This window comes from Pseudomonas sp. LBUM1641 (genome assembly GCF_059716235.1).
Map to the genome: position 1 here is coordinate 6,672,165 of NZ_CP166815.1, position 19,447 is coordinate 6,691,611.

General features: G+C 61.6%; 22 protein-coding genes. 12 read left to right on the forward strand and 10 right to left on the reverse strand.

Annotated features, from left to right (window positions below; translation table 11 throughout):
- Positions 1–22: 22 nt before the first annotated feature.
- Genes metW through ACA046_RS30840 form a run of 5 tightly spaced genes read left to right on the forward strand, consistent with a single transcriptional unit; the run spans position 23 to position 3,234 of the window.
- Complete coding sequence (metW, locus tag ACA046_RS30820; protein ID WP_076012994.1) at positions 23–643, forward strand: methionine biosynthesis protein MetW; 621 nt, start codon at positions 23–25, stop codon at positions 641–643.
- Between the two features lie 21 nt (positions 644–664).
- Positions 665–1,099, forward strand: a complete 435-nt coding sequence (locus tag ACA046_RS30825; protein WP_017476526.1) for a DUF4426 domain-containing protein — start codon at positions 665–667, stop codon at positions 1,097–1,099.
- Positions 1,096–1,692, forward strand: a complete 597-nt coding sequence (gene rdgB, locus ACA046_RS30830) for an RdgB/HAM1 family non-canonical purine NTP pyrophosphatase (RefSeq protein ID WP_008434161.1) — start codon at positions 1,096–1,098, stop codon at positions 1,690–1,692. The genes ACA046_RS30825 and rdgB overlap by 4 nt, the downstream gene beginning before the upstream one ends.
- The gene (hemW, locus tag ACA046_RS30835; RefSeq protein WP_497675548.1) at positions 1,689–2,891 is read left to right on the forward strand and encodes a radical SAM family heme chaperone HemW; all 1,203 of its coding nucleotides are present in this window, start codon (positions 1,689–1,691) and stop codon (positions 2,889–2,891) included. The genes rdgB and hemW overlap by 4 nt, the downstream gene beginning before the upstream one ends.
- A gap of 19 nt (positions 2,892–2,910) precedes the next feature.
- A complete protein-coding gene (locus tag ACA046_RS30840; protein ID WP_003213776.1) occupies positions 2,911–3,234 on the forward strand; it encodes a DUF3392 domain-containing protein in 324 nt (107 codons plus the stop codon).
- 151 nt (positions 3,235–3,385) lie between these two features.
- Here the strand turns inward: ACA046_RS30840 and trmB are convergent, their stop codons facing one another.
- From trmB to ACA046_RS30860, 4 genes are all read right to left on the reverse strand, one after another.
- On the reverse strand, positions 3,386–4,111 hold the full coding sequence (gene trmB / locus ACA046_RS30845) for a tRNA (guanosine(46)-N7)-methyltransferase TrmB (protein WP_063026504.1): 726 nt from the start codon (positions 4,109–4,111) through the stop codon (positions 3,386–3,388).
- A 9-nt stretch (positions 4,112–4,120) separates the two neighbouring features.
- Complete coding sequence (locus ACA046_RS30850) at positions 4,121–4,915, reverse strand: thiazole synthase (protein ID WP_003234615.1); 795 nt, start codon at positions 4,913–4,915, stop codon at positions 4,121–4,123.
- A 65-nt stretch (positions 4,916–4,980) separates the two neighbouring features.
- Positions 4,981–5,181 (reverse strand): sulfur carrier protein ThiS, encoded by a 201-nt coding sequence (gene thiS, locus ACA046_RS30855; RefSeq protein ID WP_063026500.1) that lies wholly within the window; start codon positions 5,179–5,181, stop codon positions 4,981–4,983.
- 91 nt (positions 5,182–5,272) lie between these two features.
- Positions 5,273–5,650, reverse strand: coding sequence for a DUF423 domain-containing protein (locus tag ACA046_RS30860; RefSeq protein ID WP_076012998.1), 378 nt, complete (start codon positions 5,648–5,650; stop codon positions 5,273–5,275).
- 74 nt (positions 5,651–5,724) lie between these two features.
- Here ACA046_RS30860 and mtgA point away from each other — a divergent pair, with 74 nt between their 5' ends.
- Positions 5,725–6,447, forward strand: a complete 723-nt coding sequence (gene mtgA, locus ACA046_RS30865; protein ID WP_459024432.1) for a monofunctional biosynthetic peptidoglycan transglycosylase — start codon at positions 5,725–5,727, stop codon at positions 6,445–6,447.
- 238 nt (positions 6,448–6,685) lie between these two features.
- Here mtgA and rpoH read toward each other — a convergent pair whose 3' ends face one another.
- The 4 genes from rpoH to ftsY all read right to left on the reverse strand — a co-directional run bounded on the left by rpoH (position 6,686) and on the right by ftsY (position 10,757).
- Positions 6,686–7,540, reverse strand: coding sequence for an RNA polymerase sigma factor RpoH (gene rpoH / locus ACA046_RS30870; protein WP_003176698.1), 855 nt, complete (start codon positions 7,538–7,540; stop codon positions 6,686–6,688).
- 129 nt (positions 7,541–7,669) lie between these two features.
- Positions 7,670–8,692, reverse strand: coding sequence for a permease-like cell division protein FtsX (gene ftsX, locus ACA046_RS30875; RefSeq protein ID WP_459024435.1), 1,023 nt, complete (start codon positions 8,690–8,692; stop codon positions 7,670–7,672).
- The gene (gene ftsE / locus ACA046_RS30880) at positions 8,689–9,360 is read right to left on the reverse strand and encodes a cell division ATP-binding protein FtsE (protein WP_497675549.1); all 672 of its coding nucleotides are present in this window, start codon (positions 9,358–9,360) and stop codon (positions 8,689–8,691) included. The genes ftsX and ftsE overlap by 4 nt, the downstream gene beginning before the upstream one ends.
- Positions 9,357–10,757, reverse strand: a complete 1,401-nt coding sequence (ftsY, locus tag ACA046_RS30885) for a signal recognition particle-docking protein FtsY (RefSeq protein ID WP_497675550.1) — start codon at positions 10,755–10,757, stop codon at positions 9,357–9,359. Before ftsY ends, ftsE begins: the two co-directional genes overlap by 4 nt.
- A gap of 232 nt (positions 10,758–10,989) precedes the next feature.
- Here ftsY and ACA046_RS30890 point away from each other — a divergent pair, with 232 nt between their 5' ends.
- The 4 genes from ACA046_RS30890 to ACA046_RS30905 all read left to right on the forward strand — a co-directional run bounded on the left by ACA046_RS30890 (position 10,990) and on the right by ACA046_RS30905 (position 15,608).
- Entirely contained in the window at positions 10,990–12,345 is a 1,356-nt protein-coding gene (locus tag ACA046_RS30890; RefSeq protein WP_003213786.1) for a M16 family metallopeptidase, read from the forward strand.
- On the forward strand, positions 12,338–13,828 hold the full coding sequence (locus tag ACA046_RS30895) for a M16 family metallopeptidase (RefSeq protein ID WP_497675551.1): 1,491 nt from the start codon (positions 12,338–12,340) through the stop codon (positions 13,826–13,828). Before ACA046_RS30890 ends, ACA046_RS30895 begins: the two co-directional genes overlap by 8 nt.
- Positions 13,828–14,439, forward strand: a complete 612-nt coding sequence (rsmD, locus tag ACA046_RS30900) for a 16S rRNA (guanine(966)-N(2))-methyltransferase RsmD (RefSeq protein ID WP_017476537.1) — start codon at positions 13,828–13,830, stop codon at positions 14,437–14,439. The genes ACA046_RS30895 and rsmD overlap by 1 nt, the downstream gene beginning before the upstream one ends.
- A 173-nt stretch (positions 14,440–14,612) precedes the next feature.
- A complete protein-coding gene (locus ACA046_RS30905) occupies positions 14,613–15,608 on the forward strand; it encodes a hydrolase (RefSeq protein WP_459024442.1) in 996 nt (331 codons plus the stop codon).
- Positions 15,609–15,728: 120 nt separating this feature from the next.
- On the opposite strand, the gene ACA046_RS30910 is transcribed toward ACA046_RS30905, so the two are convergent.
- On the reverse strand, positions 15,729–16,583 hold the full coding sequence (locus ACA046_RS30910; RefSeq protein WP_459024444.1) for a sulfurtransferase: 855 nt from the start codon (positions 16,581–16,583) through the stop codon (positions 15,729–15,731).
- A 39-nt stretch (positions 16,584–16,622) separates the two neighbouring features.
- Positions 16,623–17,294, reverse strand: coding sequence for a TetR/AcrR family transcriptional regulator (locus ACA046_RS30915; protein ID WP_003213791.1), 672 nt, complete (start codon positions 17,292–17,294; stop codon positions 16,623–16,625).
- A 147-nt stretch (positions 17,295–17,441) separates the two neighbouring features.
- On the opposite strand from ACA046_RS30915, the gene ACA046_RS30920 reads away from it, so the two are divergent.
- Both ACA046_RS30920 and ACA046_RS30925 read left to right on the forward strand, forming a co-directional pair.
- Positions 17,442–18,869 carry a coniferyl aldehyde dehydrogenase gene (locus tag ACA046_RS30920; protein ID WP_459024446.1) on the forward strand — a complete coding sequence of 476 codons (1,428 nt, stop codon included), beginning with the start codon at positions 17,442–17,444 and terminating at the stop codon, positions 18,867–18,869.
- A 28-nt stretch (positions 18,870–18,897) separates the two neighbouring features.
- Entirely contained in the window at positions 18,898–19,443 is a 546-nt protein-coding gene (locus ACA046_RS30925) for a twin-arginine translocation pathway signal protein (RefSeq protein WP_076013008.1), read from the forward strand.
- Positions 19,444–19,447: the final 4 nt, after the last annotated feature.

The window sequence follows — 19,447 nt, forward strand, 5'->3', positions numbered from 1 at the left end:
GCTTACGCTTTGGGAGAACGCCATGAGAGCCGACCTGGAAATCATCCAAGACTGGATCCCCGCCGGCAGCCGCGTGCTCGACCTCGGTTGCGGCGATGGCGAACTGCTGAGCTGGCTGCGAGACAACAAGCAAGTCACCGGCTACGGCCTGGAAAACGACCCGGACAACATCGCCCAGTGCGTGGCCAAGGGCATTAACGTGATCGAGCAGGACCTGGACAAGGGCCTCGGCAACTTTGCCAGCAACAGCTTCGACATCGTGGTCATGACCCAGGCGCTGCAAGCCGTGCACTACCCGGACCGGATCCTCGACGAAATGTTGCGCGTCGGCCGCCAGTGCATCATCACCTTCCCCAATTTCGGCCACTGGCGCTGCCGCTGGTACCTGGCCACCAAGGGCCGCATGCCGGTGTCGGATTTCCTGCCCTACACCTGGTACAACACGCCCAACATCCACTTCTGCACCTTCGAAGACTTCGAAGCCCTGTGCAGCGAGCGCGAAGCCAAAGTCATCAACCGCCTTGCCGTCGATCAACAGCACCGTCACGGCTGGGCGAGTAAGCTATGGCCCAACCTGCTGGGTGAGATCGGGATATACCGGGTCAGCAGCCCGGGCCTGACGGACCACCAGATTGCCGTCTAACCATTTTCAAGGAGGACGAACATGAGTCGTTTGGCTACTTTTTTACTCACCGCGTGCCTGAGCGTCAGCGCTATGGCGGCGGATGTTATCGACGGTAATCGCCAGAAAGAATTCGGCGATATCACGGTGCACTACAACACCCTGACCACCAGTTTCCTGACACCGGAAATGGCCCAGGAAGCCGGGATCGTACGCAGCAAAGAGCTGGGCATGATCAATGTGTTCGTGAACAAGGGCGTCGAATCGATAGACGCCACCGTCACCGGCACGATCAAAGACCTGAGCGGCAAGAGCGAGATGCTGACGTTCAAGAAAATCACCCAGAAAGGTTCTACGCTTTACGTCGCCCAGTACCCGGTGCCGCAGCAGGAAACCAAGATTTTCACCATCAACGTTGAAACCGGTGGCAAAGCCCACGGTTTCAGTTTCAACCAGGAACTGTTTCCGGCCGAATGATGAACCTCACACAACTCGTACTTGCCAGCCATAACGCCGGCAAGCTCAAAGAACTCCAGGCCATGCTCGGCGACTCGGTGCAATTGCGCTCGATTGGCGAGTTCAGCCAGGTAGAGCCGGAAGAGACCGGCCTGTCGTTCGTCGAGAATGCCATCCTCAAGGCCCGCAATGCCGCGCGCATTTCCGGCCTGCCGGCACTGGCCGATGATTCGGGCTTGGCCGTGGACTTCCTCGGTGGTGCCCCGGGCATCTACTCGGCGCGTTACGCCGACGGCAAAGGCGACGCGGCCAACAACGCCAAGCTGCTCGACGCCCTCAAGGACGTGCCCGACGCGATGCGCGGCGCACAGTTCGTCTGCGTGCTGGCCCTGGTGCGTCACGCCGATGATCCACTGCCAATCCTCTGTGAAGGCCTGTGGCACGGTCGCATCCTGCACGCGGCCAGCGGCGAGCACGGCTTTGGCTACGACCCGCTGTTCTGGGTGCCGGAGCGCAACGTCTCCAGCGCCGAACTGAGCCCGGCCGACAAGAACCAGATCAGCCACCGCGCCCGCGCAATGGATTTGCTGCGCCAGCGTCTGGGCCTGAAATGACTCAGAACACCTCTGCGCAGCCGCTGATCCTCGGTGGCGCGCAAACACCTCGGGCGGCCTTGCCTCACCTGCCGCCCCTGGCGCTGTACATCCACATCCCGTGGTGCGTGCGCAAATGCCCTTACTGCGACTTCAACTCCCACACCGCCAGCAAGGTGCTGCCGGAAGAAGAGTACGTCGACGCATTGCTGGCCGACCTCGATCAGGGCCTGCACGCGGTGTATGGCCGCGAGCTGAGTTCGATCTTTTTCGGCGGCGGCACCCCGAGCCTGTTCAGCGCCGCTGCGCTGGGCCGGTTGCTCAAGGGCGTGGAAGCGCGCATCCCGTTTGCCAGCGACATCGAGATCACCCTGGAAGCCAACCCCGGCACCTTCGAGCAAGAGAAGTTCGTGGCGTACCGCAAGCTGGGGATCAATCGGCTGTCGATTGGTATCCAGAGTTTCCAGCAGGAGAAACTCGAAGCCCTGGGCCGCATCCATAACGGCGACGAAGCGGTACGTGCCGCCGGCATGGCGCGCCAGGCCGGGTTCGACAACTTCAACCTGGACTTGATGCACGGTTTGCCCGATCAGTCCCTGGACGACGCCCTGAGCGACCTGCGCCAGGCCATTGCCCTCAAACCCACGCATCTGTCCTGGTATCAACTGACCCTGGAACCCAACACGGTGTTCTGGAACCAGCCGCCCGTGCTGCCGGAAGACGACACCCTGTGGGACATTCAGGAAGCCGGCCAGGCGTTGCTCGCCGAACACGGTTACGCCCAGTACGAAGTATCGGCCTACGCCCAGCCGGGCCGGCCGGCGCGGCACAACCTGAACTACTGGAGCTTTGGCGATTTTATCGGCATCGGCGCCGGTGCCCACGGCAAGCTCAGCCATCCGGATGGGCGCATCGTGCGCACCTGGAAAACCCGGGCGCCGAAGGACTACCTCAACCCGGCGAAAAACTACCAGGCCGGCGCGAAAGAACTGACCAACGAAGAGTTACCGTTCGAGTTCCTGATGAACGCCCTGCGCCTCACCGACGGCGTCGAAGCCCGGCTTTACGCCGAGCGCACCGGCCTTGAGCTGGCGAGTCTCGATGAAGCCCGTCGTGAGGCAGAACAAAGTGGCTTAATGCAGGTCGAACCGTCACGCCTGGCGGCCACCGACCGCGGGCAACTCTTTCTCAATGACCTGCTGCAGAAGTTTTTGAGCTGATTGCTCTTAAGGAAATCGAATGGATCTGGTACTCGACCTGCTCGCCACCGTATCCCGCTGGAGCCGTAGCAACCTGTCGGAAATCTCCCTGGCGTTGGTAGGCTGCCTGCTGGTGCTGTTTGGCGCTGACATCAAGGGTTGGGTCGAAGCACGACTGGGCAGCATCGCGGGCGCGCTGCGCGTGCCGCTGATGGCACTGGTGTGCATGATCGGCAGCGGTGCGGCACTGATCTATGCCACACCGTGGATTGTTCGCGGGTTGAGCCAGTTCAACAACTACAGCCTGGCGCCGGTGTTGTTGGTGGTGCTGGTGTTGATTGGGGTGGTGGCGGATCGCCGCTGATTCAAGGAACGACACAAGCCACTGTAGGAGCGAGCTTGCTCGCGAAGAACGTCAACGATAACGCAGCGCTATCAGGTAGCACGCGTCGCCTGTTGTTTTTTCGCGAGCAAGCTCGCTCCTACAGTGAGTTGCATTTCAAGGTTGTGGCGAGTTACGCCAGCTTCTCGAACTTCAAATCCCAAACCCCATGCCCGAGTCGCTCGCCGCGACGTTCGAACTTGGTGATCGGCCGCTCGGCCGGGCGCGGGACGCATTTGCCGTCTTCCGCCAGGTTGCGGTAGCCAGGGGCGACGTTCATCACTTCCAGCATGTACTCAGCATACGGTTCCCAGTCGGTGGCCATGTGCAGGATGCCGCCCACTTTCAGCTTGCTGCGCACCAGTTCCGCGAAGGAAGCCTGGACGATACGGCGCTTGTGGTGACGGCTCTTGTGCCATGGATCCGGGAAGAACAGCATCAGGCGGTCGAGGCTGTTGTCGGCAATGCAGCGGTTGAGCACTTCGATCGCGTCGCAGTCGTAGACCCGCAGGTTGGTCAGACCCTGAGTCAGCACGCCGTTCAGCAGCGCGCCAACACCCGGACGGTGTACTTCAACCCCGATAAAATCCTGCTCCGGCGAAGCCGCAGCCATTTCCAGCAGGGAATGGCCCATGCCGAAGCCGATTTCCAGGGAACGTGGCGCCGAGCGGCCGAACACCTGGTCGTAATCCACCGGTGCATCCACCAGCGGCAGGACGAACAGCGGCGTGCCCTGCTCCAGGCCTTTTTGCTGGCCTTCGGTCATGCGACCGGCGCGCATCACAAAACTCTTGATGCGGCGGTGCTTGGACTCGTCGCCTTCTTCCAGGGTGTTCGGCGTTTCGTTTGATTCAGTCATCAATGGCTCTTACTTGATCAGACCATCCAGCGGCGAGGAGGCGCTGGCGTAAAGTTTTTTCGGCATGCGCCCGGCGAGGTACGCCAGGCGGCCGGCGACGATCGCGTGTTGCATGGCTTCAGCCATCATGATCGGTTGCTGCGCATGGGCGATGGCCGAGTTCATCAGCACCGCATCGCAACCCAGTTCCATGGCGATGGTGGCGTCGGAGGCAGTACCCACGCCCGCATCCACCAGCACCGGGATCTTGGCTTCTTCGAGGATGATCTGCAGGTTGTACGGATTGCAGATACCCAAACCGGAACCGATCAGGCCAGCCAGCGGCATCACGGCGATGCAGCCGATCTCGGCCAGTTGGCGGGCGATGATCGGGTCGTCGCTGGTGTAGACCATCACGTCGAAGCCTTCCTTGACCAGGGTTTCGGCGGCCTTGAGGGTTTCGATCACGTTGGGGAACAGGGTTTTCTGGTCGGCCAGCACTTCCAGCTTCACCAGGTTGTGGCCGTCGAGCAACTCACGGGCCAGGCGGCAGGTGCGTACGGCTTCGATGGCGTCGTAGCAACCGGCGGTGTTCGGCAAGAAGGTGTAGCGATCCGGCGACAGCACTTCGAGCAGGTTCGGCTCGCCCTCGATCTGACCGAGGTTGGTGCGGCGCACGGCGAAAGTAACGATCTCGGCACCCGAGGCTTCGATGGCCAGGCGAGTTTCTTCCATGTCGCGGTACTTGCCGGTACCGACCAGCAAACGGGACTGGTAGGTACGACCGGCCAGGACAAAAGGCTTGTCGCTACGAACGATGCTCATGGGAAATCCTCGAGTTGGGGTGAGGTTCTGCAGAATGCGGTTTGGCGCTCTTGAGCGCCGGGCGGCTAGCCGCCGCCGATGGCGTGGACCACTTCGACCTGGTCACCTTCGGTGAGCGCGGTCTCGGCGTGCTGGCTACGCGGGACGATATCCTGGTTGAGCTCCACTGCGACGCGACGCCCGGTCAAATCCAGACGGGTCAGCAGGGCCGAAACGGTTTCACCGTCGGGCAGTTCAAAGGATTCGCCGTTCAACTGAATGCGCATGCCACGGGCCGCCATCGTTTTTAGGGGCCAGCATTCTAGCGTGATCGGCGCTGATGACCCAAGCCCTCCGGTCAGCAACCTACCGCCAGCTTCAGGCGGCCTGGAGGCGCCAGGCTGCGAGGCCCAGGAAAAACCAGCCCAGCAGGAACGCAAGGCCACCGAACGGGGTGATGATGCCGAGCTTGCTGATGCCGGTCATGGTCAGCACATACAGGCTGCCGGAGAACAGCAGAATGCCCACGGCAAAGGACACGCCCGCCCACGTCACCAGCCGGCCCGGAATGTGTACCGCCAGCAATGCCACACCGAACAGCGCCAGGGTGTGCACCAGTTGGTAGGTCACGCCGGTGTGAAAAATCGCCAGGTACTCGGCGCTCAGGCGGTTTTTCAGGCCGTGGGCCGCAAACGCGCCGAGGGCAACGCCGGTGAAACCGAAAAAGGCAGCCAGCATCAGAAAGCCACGCAACATGAGGAACTCCAGTCAGACTCAGTGGGCAGGGTCTGTATAATGGCCCGCTCAACGGGTTCGGCCAAGCCATCTCTATGCTGCGTCTCCTCTTCAAGCGTGTTCTCAAAGCCCTCAAGTGGTTTGCCATCGGCAGTGTGCTGCTGGTGCTGCTGTTCCGTTTCGTGCCGCCTCCGGGCACCGCGTTGATGGTTGAGCGCAAGGTCGAGTCCTGGGTCGACGGCGAGCCGATTGACGTACAGCGCACGTGGGTGCCGTGGGATCAGATCTCCGACGAGCTTAAAGTGGCGGTGATGGCGGGTGAAGACCAGCGCTTCCCGCAGCATTGGGGCTTTGATTTTGGCGCGATCCAGGCGGCATTGCTGCATAACGAGCGCGGCGGTTCGATTCGTGGCGCCAGTACGTTGAGCCAGCAGGTGTCGAAGAACCTGTTTTTGTGGACCGGCCGCAGCTATTTCCGCAAGGGCCTGGAAGCCTGGTTTACCGGGCTGATCGAGATTTTATGGCCCAAGCGGCGGATTCTTGAGGTGTACCTCAACAGCGTGGAGTGGGATGAAGGCGTGTTCGGCGCAGAAGCGGCGGCGCGGCATCATTTTGGGGTGAGTGCCAAGGCGCTGACCCGCCAGCAGGCCAGCTATCTGGCTGCGGTGCTGCCTAACCCGCGGGTGTGGAGTGCCAGTCATCCAACGTCGTATGTGGCGCGACGGGCGGCGTGGATTCGGCAGCAGATGAGTCAGTTGGGTGGCGACAGCTACCTGAATGAGCTCAACAACTCGCGCAAGGCGCCTTGGGCTGACTAACCCGTCACTCCGGCCGCCGCTACTCCCCCGTAGCAGCTGTCGAGCTTTAGCGAGGCTGCGTAAGGCGCGACGCGGTATTGAAGACTGCGGCGCGGCCTACGCAGCCTCGCTAAAGCTCGACAGCTGCTACGGGGGGACGGGGAGACGGGAGGACGGGTAGCGCTAATGGCCGGACCTTGCGCAAACAAAAATGCCCCAATCTCTCGATCGGGGCATTTTTTTGTCACTTCGCAGCTGTTTAGGCGGCGATCGACAGTTTCAGCTTGTTCATCGCACTCTTCTCGAGCTGACGAATCCGCTCGGCCGACACGTTGTACTTCTGCGCCAGGTCGTGCAGCGTGGCTTTTTCTTCTGCCAACCAGCGTTGGTAGAGAATGTCACGGCTGCGGTCGTCCAGCACTTCCAGCGCTTCGTGCAGGTTGTGGTTGGAGTTGTCGCTCCAGTCAGCATCTTCCAGTTGACGCGCCGGGTCGTACCGGTGGTCTTCCAGGTAGTTGGCCGGCGATTGGAAGGCGCTGTCGTCGTCCGCTTCGGCGGCCGGGTCGAAGGCCATGTCATGGCCGGTCAGGCGACTTTCCATCTCGCGCACTTCACGCGGCTCTACGCCAAGGCTTTCGGCCACGCGATGCACTTCTTCGTTGTTCAGCCACGCCAGGCGTTTCTTCTGGCTGCGCAGGTTGAAGAACAGTTTGCGCTGGGCCTTGGTGGTCGCGACTTTCACGATGCGCCAGTTGCGCAGGATGAATTCGTGAATTTCCGCCTTGATCCAGTGCACAGCAAACGACACCAGGCGCACACCCATTTCCGGGTTGAAGCGCTTTACAGCTTTCATCAGGCCAACGTTGCCTTCCTGAATCAGGTCAGCCTGGGCCAAGCCGTAGCCGGAATAACTACGGGCGATATGTACGACAAAACGCAGGTGGGCGAGCACCATCTGCCGAGCCGCCCCCAAATCCTGCTCATAGTAGAGACTCTCGGCCAGTTCACGCTCCTGCTCGGGCGTCAGCAATGGAATGCTGTTGACCGTGTGCACATAGGCCTCCAGGTTCGCACCCGGGACCAGAGCATAAGCAGGTTGCAAAGAAGTGGTCATACGAAAAAACCTCCGACTCACATAACTCGTGCAGTTCAGCACTGCGAAAATTGACCGGGAACCGTAGGACAAGTTCCCTAAACCACTGATACGGTCAATACAAACGAAACCACATTACCCTGACATTAACTACTTCGGTGCCAGCTCACGTAAATGCCGTGCGACCGCAATCCACGCACCGATATACCCCAAGAGCACTGCCCCAAGCAACAATGACAGACCGTCGGCTGCCGGCACGCCGGCCAAGGCAAAATCACTGCCGTACAAGCCGGCAAGCCCCACCACCGCGTCGTTCAGCCAATCAAGGCCAAAAGCCAGTACCCCCCAGGACAAAATCCCGGCACCAAAGCCATAAAGCGCGCCCATGTACAGAAATGGACGACGCACATAGCTGTCCGTGCCGCCGACGAGTTTAATCACTTCTATCTCGGTGCGGCGGTTTTCAATATGAAGACGAATGGTATTGCCTATCACCAAAAGTAATGCAGAAACCAGCAACACTGTCAGGCCGAACACAAACCGGTCGCCCAGCTTGAGAATTGCCGCCAACCGCTCTACCCAGACTAGATCAAGTTGTGCCTGCTGAACCTTCGGCATCTCTGCGAGTTTTTGTCGCAGGGCTTCCAGGGTCATCTTGTCCACTTCGTTCGGCGTTACCAGCACCACGCCTGGTAGCGGGTTCTGCGGCAACTCCTTGAGCGCCTCACCCAGGCCGGACTGTTGCTGGAACTCTTCCAGGGCTTGGTCGCGGCTGATGTATTCAGCCTCGGCCACACCTGGAAGCTCTTTGATCTCGTCGCGCAGGGACTCGCCGTCTTTGGCGCTGGCGTCCAGGTTCAGGTACAGGGAAATCTGCGCCGCCCGCTGCCACGAGCCGCCAAGGCGCTCGACATTATTGAGCAGCAGCGACAACCCCATCGGCAGGCTCAAGGCCACGGCCATCACCAGGCAGGTAAAGAAGCTGCCGATCGGCTGTTTGCCCAGGCGGCGCAGGCTGTCTACCAGGCTGGCACGGTGACTTTCGATCCAGGCATGCACCAGGGTGCCGAAGTCCGGGCCATCGTCTTCGTCGCGTTTTTTCTTCTGAGGCTGCGGGTCGGCCGCTTTTGGCGCGACGCGTTCGGAAACCTTAGGGCTGCGTGTAGCACTCATACCCCAGCCTCCCCGTCGCCAATCAGGCGGCCGCGCTGCAGGGTCAACATGCGGTGACGCATGCGGGCGATCAGCGCCAGGTCGTGACTGGCGATCAGCACGCTGGTGCCCAGGCGGTTGATGTCTTCGAACACGCCCATGATTTCTGCAGCCAGGCGCGGGTCGAGGTTACCGGTAGGTTCGTCCGCCAGCAGCAAGGCCGGGCGATGCACGATGGCGCGGGCGATGCCGACGCGCTGTTGCTGGCCGGTGGACAGGTCGCCCGGGAAGAGATCGGTCTTGTCCGAGAGCGCGACGCGCTCCAGTGCCGAATCCACGCGCTTGATGATTTCGGCCTTGGACAGCCCGAGAATCTGCAATGGCAAGGCGATGTTGTTGAACACCGTGCGGTCGAACAGCAACTGGTGATTCTGGAACACCACGCCGATCTGCCGGCGCAGGAATGGAATCTGTGCGTTGCTGATGGTAGCCAGGTCCTGGCCCGCCAGCAGCAGTTTGCCGGTGGTTGGGCGCTCCATGGCCAGCAGCAAGCGCAGCAAGGTACTTTTACCGGCACCGGAATGGCCGGTCACAAACAAGAATTCGCCGCGACGCACCCGGAAACTCAGCTCATGCAAGCCGACATGCCCGTTGGCGTAGCGTTTACCGACCTGTTCGAAACGAATCATGAACGCTCCCGCTCGGCAAACAGTGCCTGTACAAAGGGTTCGGCTTCAAAAGTGCGCAGGTCGTCGATGCCTTCACCGACGCCGATATAACGAATCGGCAACCCGAACTGCTTGGCCAGGGCGAAGATCACGCCGCCTTTGGCCGTGCCGTCGAGCTTAGTCAATGCCAGGCCGGTCAGCTGGACCGTCTGGTGGAATTGTTTGGCCTGGCTGATAGCGTTCTGACCAGTACCGGCGTCCAGCACCAGCAACACCTCGTGGGGCGCGTCGGCGTCGAGCTTGCCGATCACGCGGCGAACTTTCTTCAACTCTTCCATCAGGTTGTCTTTGGTGTGCAGGCGACCGGCGGTATCGGCGATCAGCACATCAATGTTGCGGGCCTTGGCAGCCTGCACCGCATCGAAGATCACCGAAGCCGAATCGGCGCCGGTGTGCTGTGCGATGACCGGGATCTTGTTGCGCTCGCCCCAGACCTGCAACTGCTCCACAGCGGCAGCCCGGAAGGTGTCACCGGCAGCCAGCATGACTTTCTTACCTTCCAGCTGAAGCTTCTTGGCCAGCTTGCCGATGGTGGTGGTCTTGCCGGCGCCGTTGACGCCGACCACCAGGATCACAAACGGTTTTTTCTGCGTATCGATGACCAGCGGTGCTTCCACCGGCTTGAGCATGGCCGCCAGCTCGGCCTGCAGCGACTTGTAAAGTGCATCGGCGTCGGTCAACTGCTTGCGCGCGACCTTCTGGGTCAGGCTCTGGATGATCACGGCGGTGGCTTCAACGCCCACGTCGGCAGTCAGCAGGCGGGTTTCGATGTCTTCAAGCAGCTCGTCATCGATGGTCTTTTTGCCGAGGAACAGGCTGGCCATGCCTTCGCCGATACTGGCGCTGGTCTTGCTCAGGCCTTGCTTGAGGCGGGCAAAGAAGCCGGTCTTGCTGGTTTCGGTGGGAGCGGCAGGTGCTTCGACTTCGATGACAGCAGGAGCGGCAACCACCACAGGAGCCGGTACTGGCTCGACCACCGCCGGCGCTGGCGCCTCGACGATGATTTGCGGCTCGACAACCACAGGAATCGGCGGTGCAACATGCTCGGCCTGCACATCCTCGACCAGCGCCACCGGCTCTTCAGCCACCGGCAACTCCGGCCATGGCGTGTGCTCGGGTTCAGGCTCGGGCTCTACCTCGGCTACCGGCTGCAACACCGGCTCCGCCATCGGCAACACCACCGGGGCCGGGGTTTCAGCAACCGGTTCGGCTTCTACTGGGGATTCAGGGATCGGTTCTGCTTGAACCTGCGGCTGTTCGACGACGGTTTCCTGCGGCTTTTTGCGCAGCCATCCGAACAGGCCTTTTTTCTCGCCAGCCGCAGCTGGGGTCTTCTTGTCGTCGTTGGAACCAAACATGGAGACGGCTATCTCAAGGTAGCGACGCGCCAAGGGGCGCGTCGGTAAATAAAATTCGATGCGTAACAGACTGTTTTTTAGCCAGCTCGTTCATGCGCAACATTTTGTAAGGCCTAAATAGGGCCTCAACAAGACAGCCGTAGTGGCCGTCCCTAGGTCGGATCAGTATCCTAGCACCTCCTCGCCCGCCGACGCTAAGACCAAGCGGGCAGCTCAACAGGTTTAAAAACGAATGAATGCTCTAGCCCGCCGCGCCGCAGGCCTGCTGCTCAGCACAGTTTGTCTGCCCCTTTCAGCTTTGGCTGCCGACCCACAACCCACCCACGAATTCACCCTGGACAACGGCCTCAAGGTCGTCGTGCGCGAAGACCATCGCGCGCCGGTGGTGGTTTCCCAGGTCTGGTACAAGGTTGGCTCGAGCTATGAAACCCCGGGCCAGACCGGTTTGTCCCACGCCCTGGAACACATGATGTTCAAGGGCAGCGCCAAGGTCGGCCCCGGCGAAGCCTCGCTGATCCTGCGTGACCTGGGCGCCGAAGAAAACGCCTTCACCAGTGACGACTACACCGCTTACTACCAAGTGCTGGCCCGTGACCGCCTGGGCGTTGCCTTCGAGCTGGAAGCCGACCGCATGGCCAGCCTGCGCCTGCCGGCCGACGAGTTCAGCCGCGAAATCGAGGTGATCAAGGAAGAGCGCCGAATGCGCACCGACGACAACCCGATGTCCAAGGCCTACGAGCGCTTCAAGGCCATGGCCTACCCCGCCAGCGGCTACCACACGCCGACCATCGGCTGGATGGCCGACCTGGACCGCATGAAGGTTGAAGAGCTGCGCCACTGGTACCAATCCTGGTACGTGCCGAACAACGCCACCCTGGTGGTGGTGGGCGACGTGACCCCGGATGAAGTCAAGACCCTGGCCCAACGCTACTTCGGCCCGATCCCCAAGCGCGACGTGCCACCGGCGAAAATCCCGCTGGAACTGGCCGAGCCCGGCGAACGCCTGCTGACAATGCACGTACAGACCAAACTGCCGAGCGTGATCCTTGGTTTCAACGTGCCCAGCCTCGCCACCGCTGAAGACAAGCGTTCGGTCAACGCCCTGCGCCTGATCTCGGCCCTGCTGGACGGCGGCTACAGCGCACGCATCTCGACGCAACTGGAGCGCGGCGAAGAGCTGGTGTCTGGCGGTTCGTCGAGTTACGACGCCTACACCCGCGGTGACAGCCTGTTCACCCTGACCGCTACCCCGAACCTGCAGAAGAAAAAGACCGTGGCCCAGGCTGAAGCCGGCCTGTGGCGCCTGCTGGATGAACTGAAGGCCAAGCCACCGAGCGCAGAGGAACTGGAGCGTATCCGCGCCCAAGTCATCGCCGGGGTGGTTTACCAGCGCGACTCGATCACCAGCCAGGCCACTGCCATCGGCTCCCTGGAGACGGTGGGCCTGTCCTGGAAGCTCATGGACACTGAGCTGGCCGAGCTGCAAAGCGTAACCGCCGAAGACATCCAGAAAGCTGCACGCACCTATTTCACCCGCGAACGTCTCAGCGTCGCCCATGTTTTGCCTGAGGAGACCGCTCATGAGTGAACGTAAAAACAACCGTCTGGTGCTGCCCGGTTTGATCGTGGTCACTTTGGCTGCGGCGTGCGCGGTGTATTTCCTGCGCCCGAGCGAATCCGTCGCCAGCCAGGCGCTGGAGCAGGCCAAGTCCGCCAACACGCTGCAATCCCTGGCCGAGCTGGACGACAAGGCACCGACCAACCGCAAGCTCGACGTGCAAACCTGGACCACCGCTGAAGGCGCCAAGGTGCTGTTCGTCGAAGCCCATGAGCTGCCGATGTTCGACATGCGCATCCTGTTCGCCGCCGGCAGCAGCCAGGACGGCGACACGCCTGGCCTGGCGTTGTTGACCAACGCAATGCTCAACGAAGGCGTGCCAGGCAAGGACGTCAGCCAGATTGCAGCCGGTTTCGACGGCTTGGGTGCCGATTTCAGCAATGGCGCCTACCGCGACATGGCGCTGGTTTCCCTGCGCAGCCTGAGCGCCAGCGACAAGCGTGATGCGGCCCTTTCGCTGTTTGACGACGTGATCGGCAAGCCGACCTTCCCCGCCGACTCCCTGGCGCGCATCAAGAACCAACTGCTGGCGGGCTTCGAGTACCAGAAGCAGAACCCCGGCAAACTAGCGAGCATCGAGCTGTTCAAGCAGCTCTATGGCGACCACCCTTACGCCCATCCGAGCGAAGGCAATGCCGAGAGCGTGCCGAAGGTGACCCTCGCGCAGTTGAAGGACTTCCACGCCAAGGCCTACGCCGCTGGCAACGCGGTGATTTCTGTAGTCGGCGATCTGACCCGCGCTGAAGCCGAAGCCATGACCGCCAAGGTCTCCGCATCACTGCCCAAAGGCCCGGCGCTGGCGAAGATCGCCCAACCGGTCGAGCCGAAGGCAGGCACCACGCATATCGAGTTCCCGTCCAAGCAGACGACCCTGCTGCTGGCGCAACTGGGCATCGACCGTGCCGACCCGGATTACGCCGCGCTGTCCCTGGGCAACCAGATCCTCGGCGGCGGTGGCTTCGGCACCCGCTTGATGAGCGAAGTGCGCGAGAAACGTGGCCTGACCTACGGCGTATACTCCGGCTTCTCACCGATGCAGGTGCGCGGCCCGTTCATGATCAACCTGCAAACCCGCGCCGAAATGAGCACCGGCACGCTGCGATTGGTGCAGGACGTACTCGCCGACTACCTCAAGACCGGCCCGACACAAAAAGAACTCGACGACGCCAAGCGCGAACTGGCCGGCAGCTTCCCGCTGTCCACCGCGAGCAACGCCGATATCGTCGGGCAGCTGGGCGCCATGGGTTTCTACAACTTGCCGCTGAGCTACCTGGAAGATTTCATGAAACAATCCCAGGCGCTGACCGTTGACCAGGTCAAAGCTGCTTTGAACAAACATTTGAGTGCCGACAAGCTGGTCATCGTGACCGCCGGCCCAACGATTGCGCAAAAGCCACTACCGCCCCCCACAGATAAACCCGCCGAGCAGCCGCTCGGGGTTCCGGAGCATTAATGGCCCGTCCATCCCGTCCCAAAAAACCTGTCCACAACGTTCACAACGGTGTGGGCCAACTGCGCATCATCGGCGGAGAGTGGGGCAGCCGTAAGCTGAGCTTCCCTGACGTCGTAGGCCTGCGCCCGACGCCCGACCGCGTGCGTGAAACCCTGTTCAACTGGCTCGCGCCGTATATTGCCGGGGCCAAGGTGCTGGACCCGTTCGCGGGCAGCGGCGCGTTGTTCCTTGAAAGCCTGTCCCGTGGCGCTGCCTTGGGCCAGGCGCTGGATGCCAGCAATGTGGCGGTTGCCAGCCTCAAGGAACACCTGGGCACGCTGCGTTGCACCACGGGGCAAGTGCAGACGGCTGATGCGCTGCGCTACCTGGAAACCCAGGAAGCGCGTGAGTTTGACGTGGTGTTCCTGGACCCGCCGTTTAACCAGAACCTGCTGCCGACCGTTTGCGCGTTGCTGGAAGAGCGCCAGTGGTTGGCACCGGATGCCTGGATCTACACTGAAAGCGAAACCGCACCGTCCACACTCGGCCTGCCGGGCACCTGGCGCTTGCACCGCGAGCAGAAATCCGGGCGGGTGTATTACGCGTTGTGGCAGCGCACGACACAAAACTAACCCTGTGGCGAGGGAGCTTGCTCCCGCTGGGCTGCGCAGCAGCCCCAAAGCAGGTGACCGTGTTTCCTGAGAAATTGAGTGATCAGCTTTTAGGGCCGCTTCGCAGCCCAGCGGGAGCAAGCTCCCTCGCCACAGGTTGCTTATCCGCTCTGCCACCTGCCGCGAGAATCATCGTGTCAAAAACGTCCGACCGCTTCACCCCCGCCTTCGGCCTCGGCAACCCGCACCTGCAAACGTTGTGGGGACCGCTGTGGCGTAAAACCACCCACATCGAACGCCAGCGCGAACGGCTGTGGCTCGCAGACGGCGACTTTCTCGACCTCGACTGGCACGGGCCCCATGACGCAACCACCCCGTTGGTGCTGGTGCTGCATGGGCTGACCGGCTCTTCCAACTCGCCTTACGTGGCGGGCCTGCAAAAAGCCCTGGCGGCTCAAGGCTGGGCCAGCGTGGCGCTCAACTGGCGTGGCTGTTCCGGCGAACCCAACCTGCTCGCCCGCAGCTACCATTCCGGCGCCAGCGAAGACCTGGCCGAAACCATCGCTCACTTGCGGGCCAAGCGACCGTTGGCGCCGCTGTATGCGGTGGGTTATTCGCTGGGCGGGAATGTGCTGCTCAAGCATCTGGGGGAAACCGGCGAAGCCTCCGGGCTGCAAGGCACGGCAGCCGTGTCGGTGCCGTTTCGCCTGGATCAGTGCGCAGATCGCATCGGGCTGGGGTTTTCTCGGGTATATCAAAAGCACTTCATGCGCGAAATGCTGGCCTATATCCGTGTCAAACAAAGCCGCTTTCTAAAGGATGGCCACGAGGCAGGCCTGAAAACCCTGGCCGACCTGGGCTCACTGGAGAAGATGCGCACGTTCTGGGACTTTGACGGCCGCGTCACCGCGCCGCTGCACGGGTTCCTCAGTGCCGAGGATTATTACCGCCGGGCCTCAAGCCGCTATTACCTCGGGTCGATTCGCACGCCGACCCTGATCATCCAGGCCGCCGATGATCCCTTCGTGTTCGCCCACAGCCTGCCCGAGGCCAGCGAGTTGTCGGACTGCACCGAGTTCGAACTGCTGGCCAAGGGCGGGCATGTGGGTTTTGTGGATGGCTCGCTGAAACAGCCAACTTACTACCTGGAACGACGAATCCCCGAGTGGCTGCTGACACAACGCGGATAAAAATGTGGGAGCGGGCTTGCTCTCGAAGGCGGAGTGTCAGCCAATATATCTGTGCCTGACACACCGCCTTCGAGAGCAAGCCCGCTCCCACACTTTGGATAAGACCGTGTCAGATAGACCTCAGTCGCCTGTCGCAACTTCCCGCTTGGGATCAGTGATCCACTCGCTCCACGATCCCGCGTACAACTTGCCCAACGGGTAACCCGCCAGACACAACGCAAACAGGTTATGGCACGCCGTCACACCCGAACCGCAGTAAGCCACCAGGTCATCCGGCGAGCGATCTTGCAGCTTGGCGGCGAAGCGTTGCTTGAGCTGGTCCGCCGGCAGGAAACGGCCGTCGCTGCCCAGGTTTTCATTGAACGCCGCACACTGCGCGCCCGGGATATGCCCGGCAACCGGGTCGATCGGCTCCACTTCACCGCGAAAGCGCGGCTGGGCGCGGGCGTCGATCAGGGTCAGGCCGGGCTGGCCGAGGCGTTTTTGCAGGTGTTCGGCATCCAGTTGCAGGTGGTTGTCCGGCGAGCCGCTGAAGGTGCCGGGCTCGGTCACCGGCGCATCCAGGCTCAGGGGGAAGCCCGCCGCGTGCCAGGCTTTCAGGCCGCCATCGAGGATAAACACCCCGTCGCGCTTGCCCAGCCAGGCCAGCAGCCACCAGGCACGGGCGGCGTAGGCACCGGGGCCGTCGTCATACAAAACGATATCGCTTTCGGCGCTAACGCCCCATGCCCGCAGTTGCCGGATAAACGCATCCGCCGCAGGCAGCGGATGGCGACCGGTCACGCCCTTGATGATCGGCCCGCTGAGGTGGCGCTCCAGATCGGCATACTGCGCCCCTTCGATATGCCCTTCGGCGTAGCTGCACAGGCCGTAATCCGGGTCTTCCAGGGCAAAGCGGCAATCGAGGATCACCAGCCCGCCGGACTTCTGGCGCTCGGCCAGTTGCTGGGGGCTGATCAGTTGGGCAAGCGGCATGACTGACTCCTGTGGCTACGTTAGCGTTCGGGAAACATCCTACTTCACTTCTTCCAGCGCCTGATTCAACGGCACGTAAAACTCTTTGAACAGCGCATCCACCGCGTCCTTGGCTTTTGGGGTGATAAACCCGGCTTCCAGCACCAACACCTGGTACACACCGCGCTTGATCGCCTCGGCGCTCAGGTGCGTGGATTTTTCATTGGTGGTGCACAGGAAGCGCACCCACGAGGTGAGGATGATCCAGGCGTTGAGGGTCAGGGCTTCGGTTTGTACCGGGTCCATGTTCAGGATGCCGGCATCGACAAAACCCTGATAGATGGCCGCACCCTGGATCAGGCAGCGCTGGGAAAACCGTCGGTAGCCGGTGGCCAGTTCCGGGTCGCTTTCCAGCAGGTGTTCGAGGTCGCGGTGCAAAAAGCGGTAGCGCCACATGCCGGCGAGCACCGCCTGCAGGTAGAAGCGTTTGTCTTCCACGGTCACCGCGCGGCCCTGGGGCGGGCGCAGGAAACTGTCCACCAACGCTTCGTACTCGCGAAACAGCACGGCGATAATCGCCTGCTTGTTGGGGAAGTGGTAGTACAGGTTGCCCGGGGAAATTTCCATATGGGCAGCGATATGGTTGGTGCTGACACTGCGCTCGCCCTGCTGGTTGAACAGCTCCAGGCTGGTTTGCACAATGCGCTCGCTGGTCTTGACTCGTGGTGCCATGGGAAATCAACTTCTAGACCCGTGATGACGGCATCTTACGGACTATCCTTGTCCGGATAAATCGGCATGTACGTGCAATGTTATTTGACAATTTAGAGCAATGACTCTAAAAAATGAAGCATTCCAATAACAATCGGGAACTTCGCCATGTCTGCCAACGTTGCCTACCTGCAAGATTCCCAGGCGCTGGACCAGCTCCAGGTCCTGTTCGACGCTCAGCGCCAGGCCTATGCGGCCAACCCGATGCCGCCGGCCGCCGAGCGTCAGCAATGGCTCAAGGCCTTGCGCGACCTGTTGAGCGATGAGCGCCAAGCGCTGATCAACGCCATCAGCCGTGATTTCAGCCACCGCAGCGCCGACGAAACCCTGTTCGCCGAACTGATGCCCAGCCTGCATGGCATTCACTACGCCAGCAAACACCTCAAAGGCTGGATGAAGCCTTCCCGTCGCGCTGTAGGCATCGCCTTCCAGCCCGCGTCGGCCAAGGTCATCTATCAACCGCTGGGCGTGGTCGGGGTAATCGTGCCCTGGAACTACCCGCTGTACCTGGCCATCGGCCCTTTGGTGGGCGCCCTGGCGGCAGGCAATCGGGTGATGCTCAAGCTCAGCGAATCCACCCCCGCCACCGGCCAGTTGCTCAAGGCGCTGCTGGCGAAGATCTTCCCCGAAGACCTGGTGTGTGTAGTGCTCGGCGAAGCGGAAGTCGGCATGGCGTTTTCCAAGTTGCGCTTCGATCACCTGCTGTTCACCGGCGCCACCAGCATCGGCAAGCACGTGATGCGCGCGGCGGCCGAACACCTGACGCCGGTCACCCTGGAACTGGGCGGCAAGTCACCGGCGATTGTTTCCGCCGACGTGCCGCTCAAGGACGCCGCCGAACGCATCGCCTTCGGCAAGGCGCTGAATGCCGGGCAAACCTGCGTGGCGCCGGACTACGTGCTGGTGCCGGAAGACCGTGTGGACGGTTTCGTCGAGGCCTACAGCAAAGCGGTTCGTGGGTTTTACCCGACCCTGGCCGACAACCCGGACTACACCGCGATCATCAACGAACGACAACTGGCCCGGCTCAACGGCTACGTGAAAGACGCCACCGACAAGGGAGCCACGCTGATCCCGCTGTACGACCAGGGCCAGGAACGCCGCATGGCCCACAGCCTGCTGCTGAATGTCAGCGATGACATGACGGTGATGCAGGACGAAATCTTCGGCCCGGTGCTGCCGATCGTGCCGTATCGCGGCCTCGACCAGGCTTTCGCCTACATCAATCAGCGCCCTCGCCCACTGGCGCTGTATTACTTCGGCTACAACAAGGCCGAACAGAACCGCGTACTGCACGAGACCCATTCCGGCGGCGTGTGCCTGAACGACACCTTGCTGCATGTGGCCCAGGACGACATGCCCTTCGGCGGCATCGGCCCGTCGGGCATGGGCCATTACCACGGTCATGAAGGCTTCCTGACCTTCAGCAAGGCCAAGGGTGTGTTGATCAAGCAACGCCTGAACGCAGCCAAATTGATTTACCCGCCCTACGGCAAATCCATCCAGAAGTTGATCCAGAAGCTGTTCGTCCGCTAACAAACCCATCATCGGGATAACAATAAGAATGAACCCTAGCCTGACTGAATCACCCGCGCTGTCACGGCGCGGCGTCTTGAAACTCGGCCTGTGCGCCAGCGCCTTCCTGGCCACCGCCGGGCTTGGCGCCAGCCTCAGCGGCTGCTCCAGCAGCACCCCGGCCAGCGGCTTTGCGATGTTGCGCAGCAGCGACCTGCCGTTTTTGCGGGCGGTGATCCCGGTGCTGCTGGAGGGCGTGGCCAGCGCCGAGGTGGTAGTGGCCGGCATCGATGACACCTTGAAAAAGCTCGACTTCAGCCTGCAACACCTGTCGCCGGAGATGTTCAAGCTCACCCAGCAACTGTTCGACGTACTGGGCATGGCGGTCACCCGTGGGCCGCTGACCGGGGTGTGGGGCAGTTGGGAAAACGCCAGCAGCGAGCAGATCCGCAACTTCCTGCACCGCTGGGAAAACAGCTACCTGAACCTGCTGCGCATGGGCCAGGGCTCGTTGCTAAAGCTGGTGATCATGGCCTGGTATTTCCGCCCCGAGTCCTGGGCGCATTGCGGCTACCCCGGCCCACCGAAAATCTGATTCG

Excerpts from the sequence above, each read along its gene's own strand:
- metW (WP_076012994.1), top strand. The coding sequence starts at position 23 with ATGAGAGCCGACCTGGAAATCATCCAAGACTGGATCCCCGCCGGCAGC.
- ACA046_RS30825 (WP_017476526.1), top strand. The coding sequence starts at position 665 with ATGAGTCGTTTGGCTACTTTTTTACTCACCGCGTGCCTGAGCGTCAGC.
- rdgB (WP_008434161.1), top strand. The coding sequence starts at position 1,096 with ATGATGAACCTCACACAACTCGTACTTGCCAGCCATAACGCCGGCAAG.
- hemW (WP_497675548.1), top strand. The coding sequence starts at position 1,689 with ATGACTCAGAACACCTCTGCGCAGCCGCTGATCCTCGGTGGCGCGCAA.
- ACA046_RS30840 (WP_003213776.1), top strand. The coding sequence starts at position 2,911 with ATGGATCTGGTACTCGACCTGCTCGCCACCGTATCCCGCTGGAGCCGT.
- trmB (WP_063026504.1), bottom strand. The coding sequence starts at position 4,111 with ATGACTGAATCAAACGAAACGCCGAACACCCTGGAAGAAGGCGACGAG.
- ACA046_RS30850 (WP_003234615.1), bottom strand. The coding sequence starts at position 4,915 with ATGAGCATCGTTCGTAGCGACAAGCCTTTTGTCCTGGCCGGTCGTACC.
- thiS (WP_063026500.1), bottom strand. The coding sequence starts at position 5,181 with ATGCGCATTCAGTTGAACGGCGAATCCTTTGAACTGCCCGACGGTGAA.
- ACA046_RS30860 (WP_076012998.1), bottom strand. The coding sequence starts at position 5,650 with ATGTTGCGTGGCTTTCTGATGCTGGCTGCCTTTTTCGGTTTCACCGGC.
- mtgA (WP_459024432.1), top strand. The coding sequence starts at position 5,725 with ATGCTGCGTCTCCTCTTCAAGCGTGTTCTCAAAGCCCTCAAGTGGTTT.
- rpoH (WP_003176698.1), bottom strand. The coding sequence starts at position 7,540 with ATGACCACTTCTTTGCAACCTGCTTATGCTCTGGTCCCGGGTGCGAAC.
- ftsX (WP_459024435.1), bottom strand. The coding sequence starts at position 8,692 with ATGAGTGCTACACGCAGCCCTAAGGTTTCCGAACGCGTCGCGCCAAAA.
- ftsE (WP_497675549.1), bottom strand. The coding sequence starts at position 9,360 with ATGATTCGTTTCGAACAGGTCGGTAAACGCTACGCCAACGGGCATGTC.
- ftsY (WP_497675550.1), bottom strand. The coding sequence starts at position 10,757 with ATGTTTGGTTCCAACGACGACAAGAAGACCCCAGCTGCGGCTGGCGAG.
- ACA046_RS30890 (WP_003213786.1), top strand. The coding sequence starts at position 10,990 with ATGAATGCTCTAGCCCGCCGCGCCGCAGGCCTGCTGCTCAGCACAGTT.
- ACA046_RS30895 (WP_497675551.1), top strand. The coding sequence starts at position 12,338 with ATGAGTGAACGTAAAAACAACCGTCTGGTGCTGCCCGGTTTGATCGTG.
- rsmD (WP_017476537.1), top strand. The coding sequence starts at position 13,828 with ATGGCCCGTCCATCCCGTCCCAAAAAACCTGTCCACAACGTTCACAAC.
- ACA046_RS30910 (WP_459024444.1), bottom strand. The coding sequence starts at position 16,583 with ATGCCGCTTGCCCAACTGATCAGCCCCCAGCAACTGGCCGAGCGCCAG.
- ACA046_RS30915 (WP_003213791.1), bottom strand. The coding sequence starts at position 17,294 with ATGGCACCACGAGTCAAGACCAGCGAGCGCATTGTGCAAACCAGCCTG.
- ACA046_RS30920 (WP_459024446.1), top strand. The coding sequence starts at position 17,442 with ATGTCTGCCAACGTTGCCTACCTGCAAGATTCCCAGGCGCTGGACCAG.
- ACA046_RS30925 (WP_076013008.1), top strand. The coding sequence starts at position 18,898 with ATGAACCCTAGCCTGACTGAATCACCCGCGCTGTCACGGCGCGGCGTC.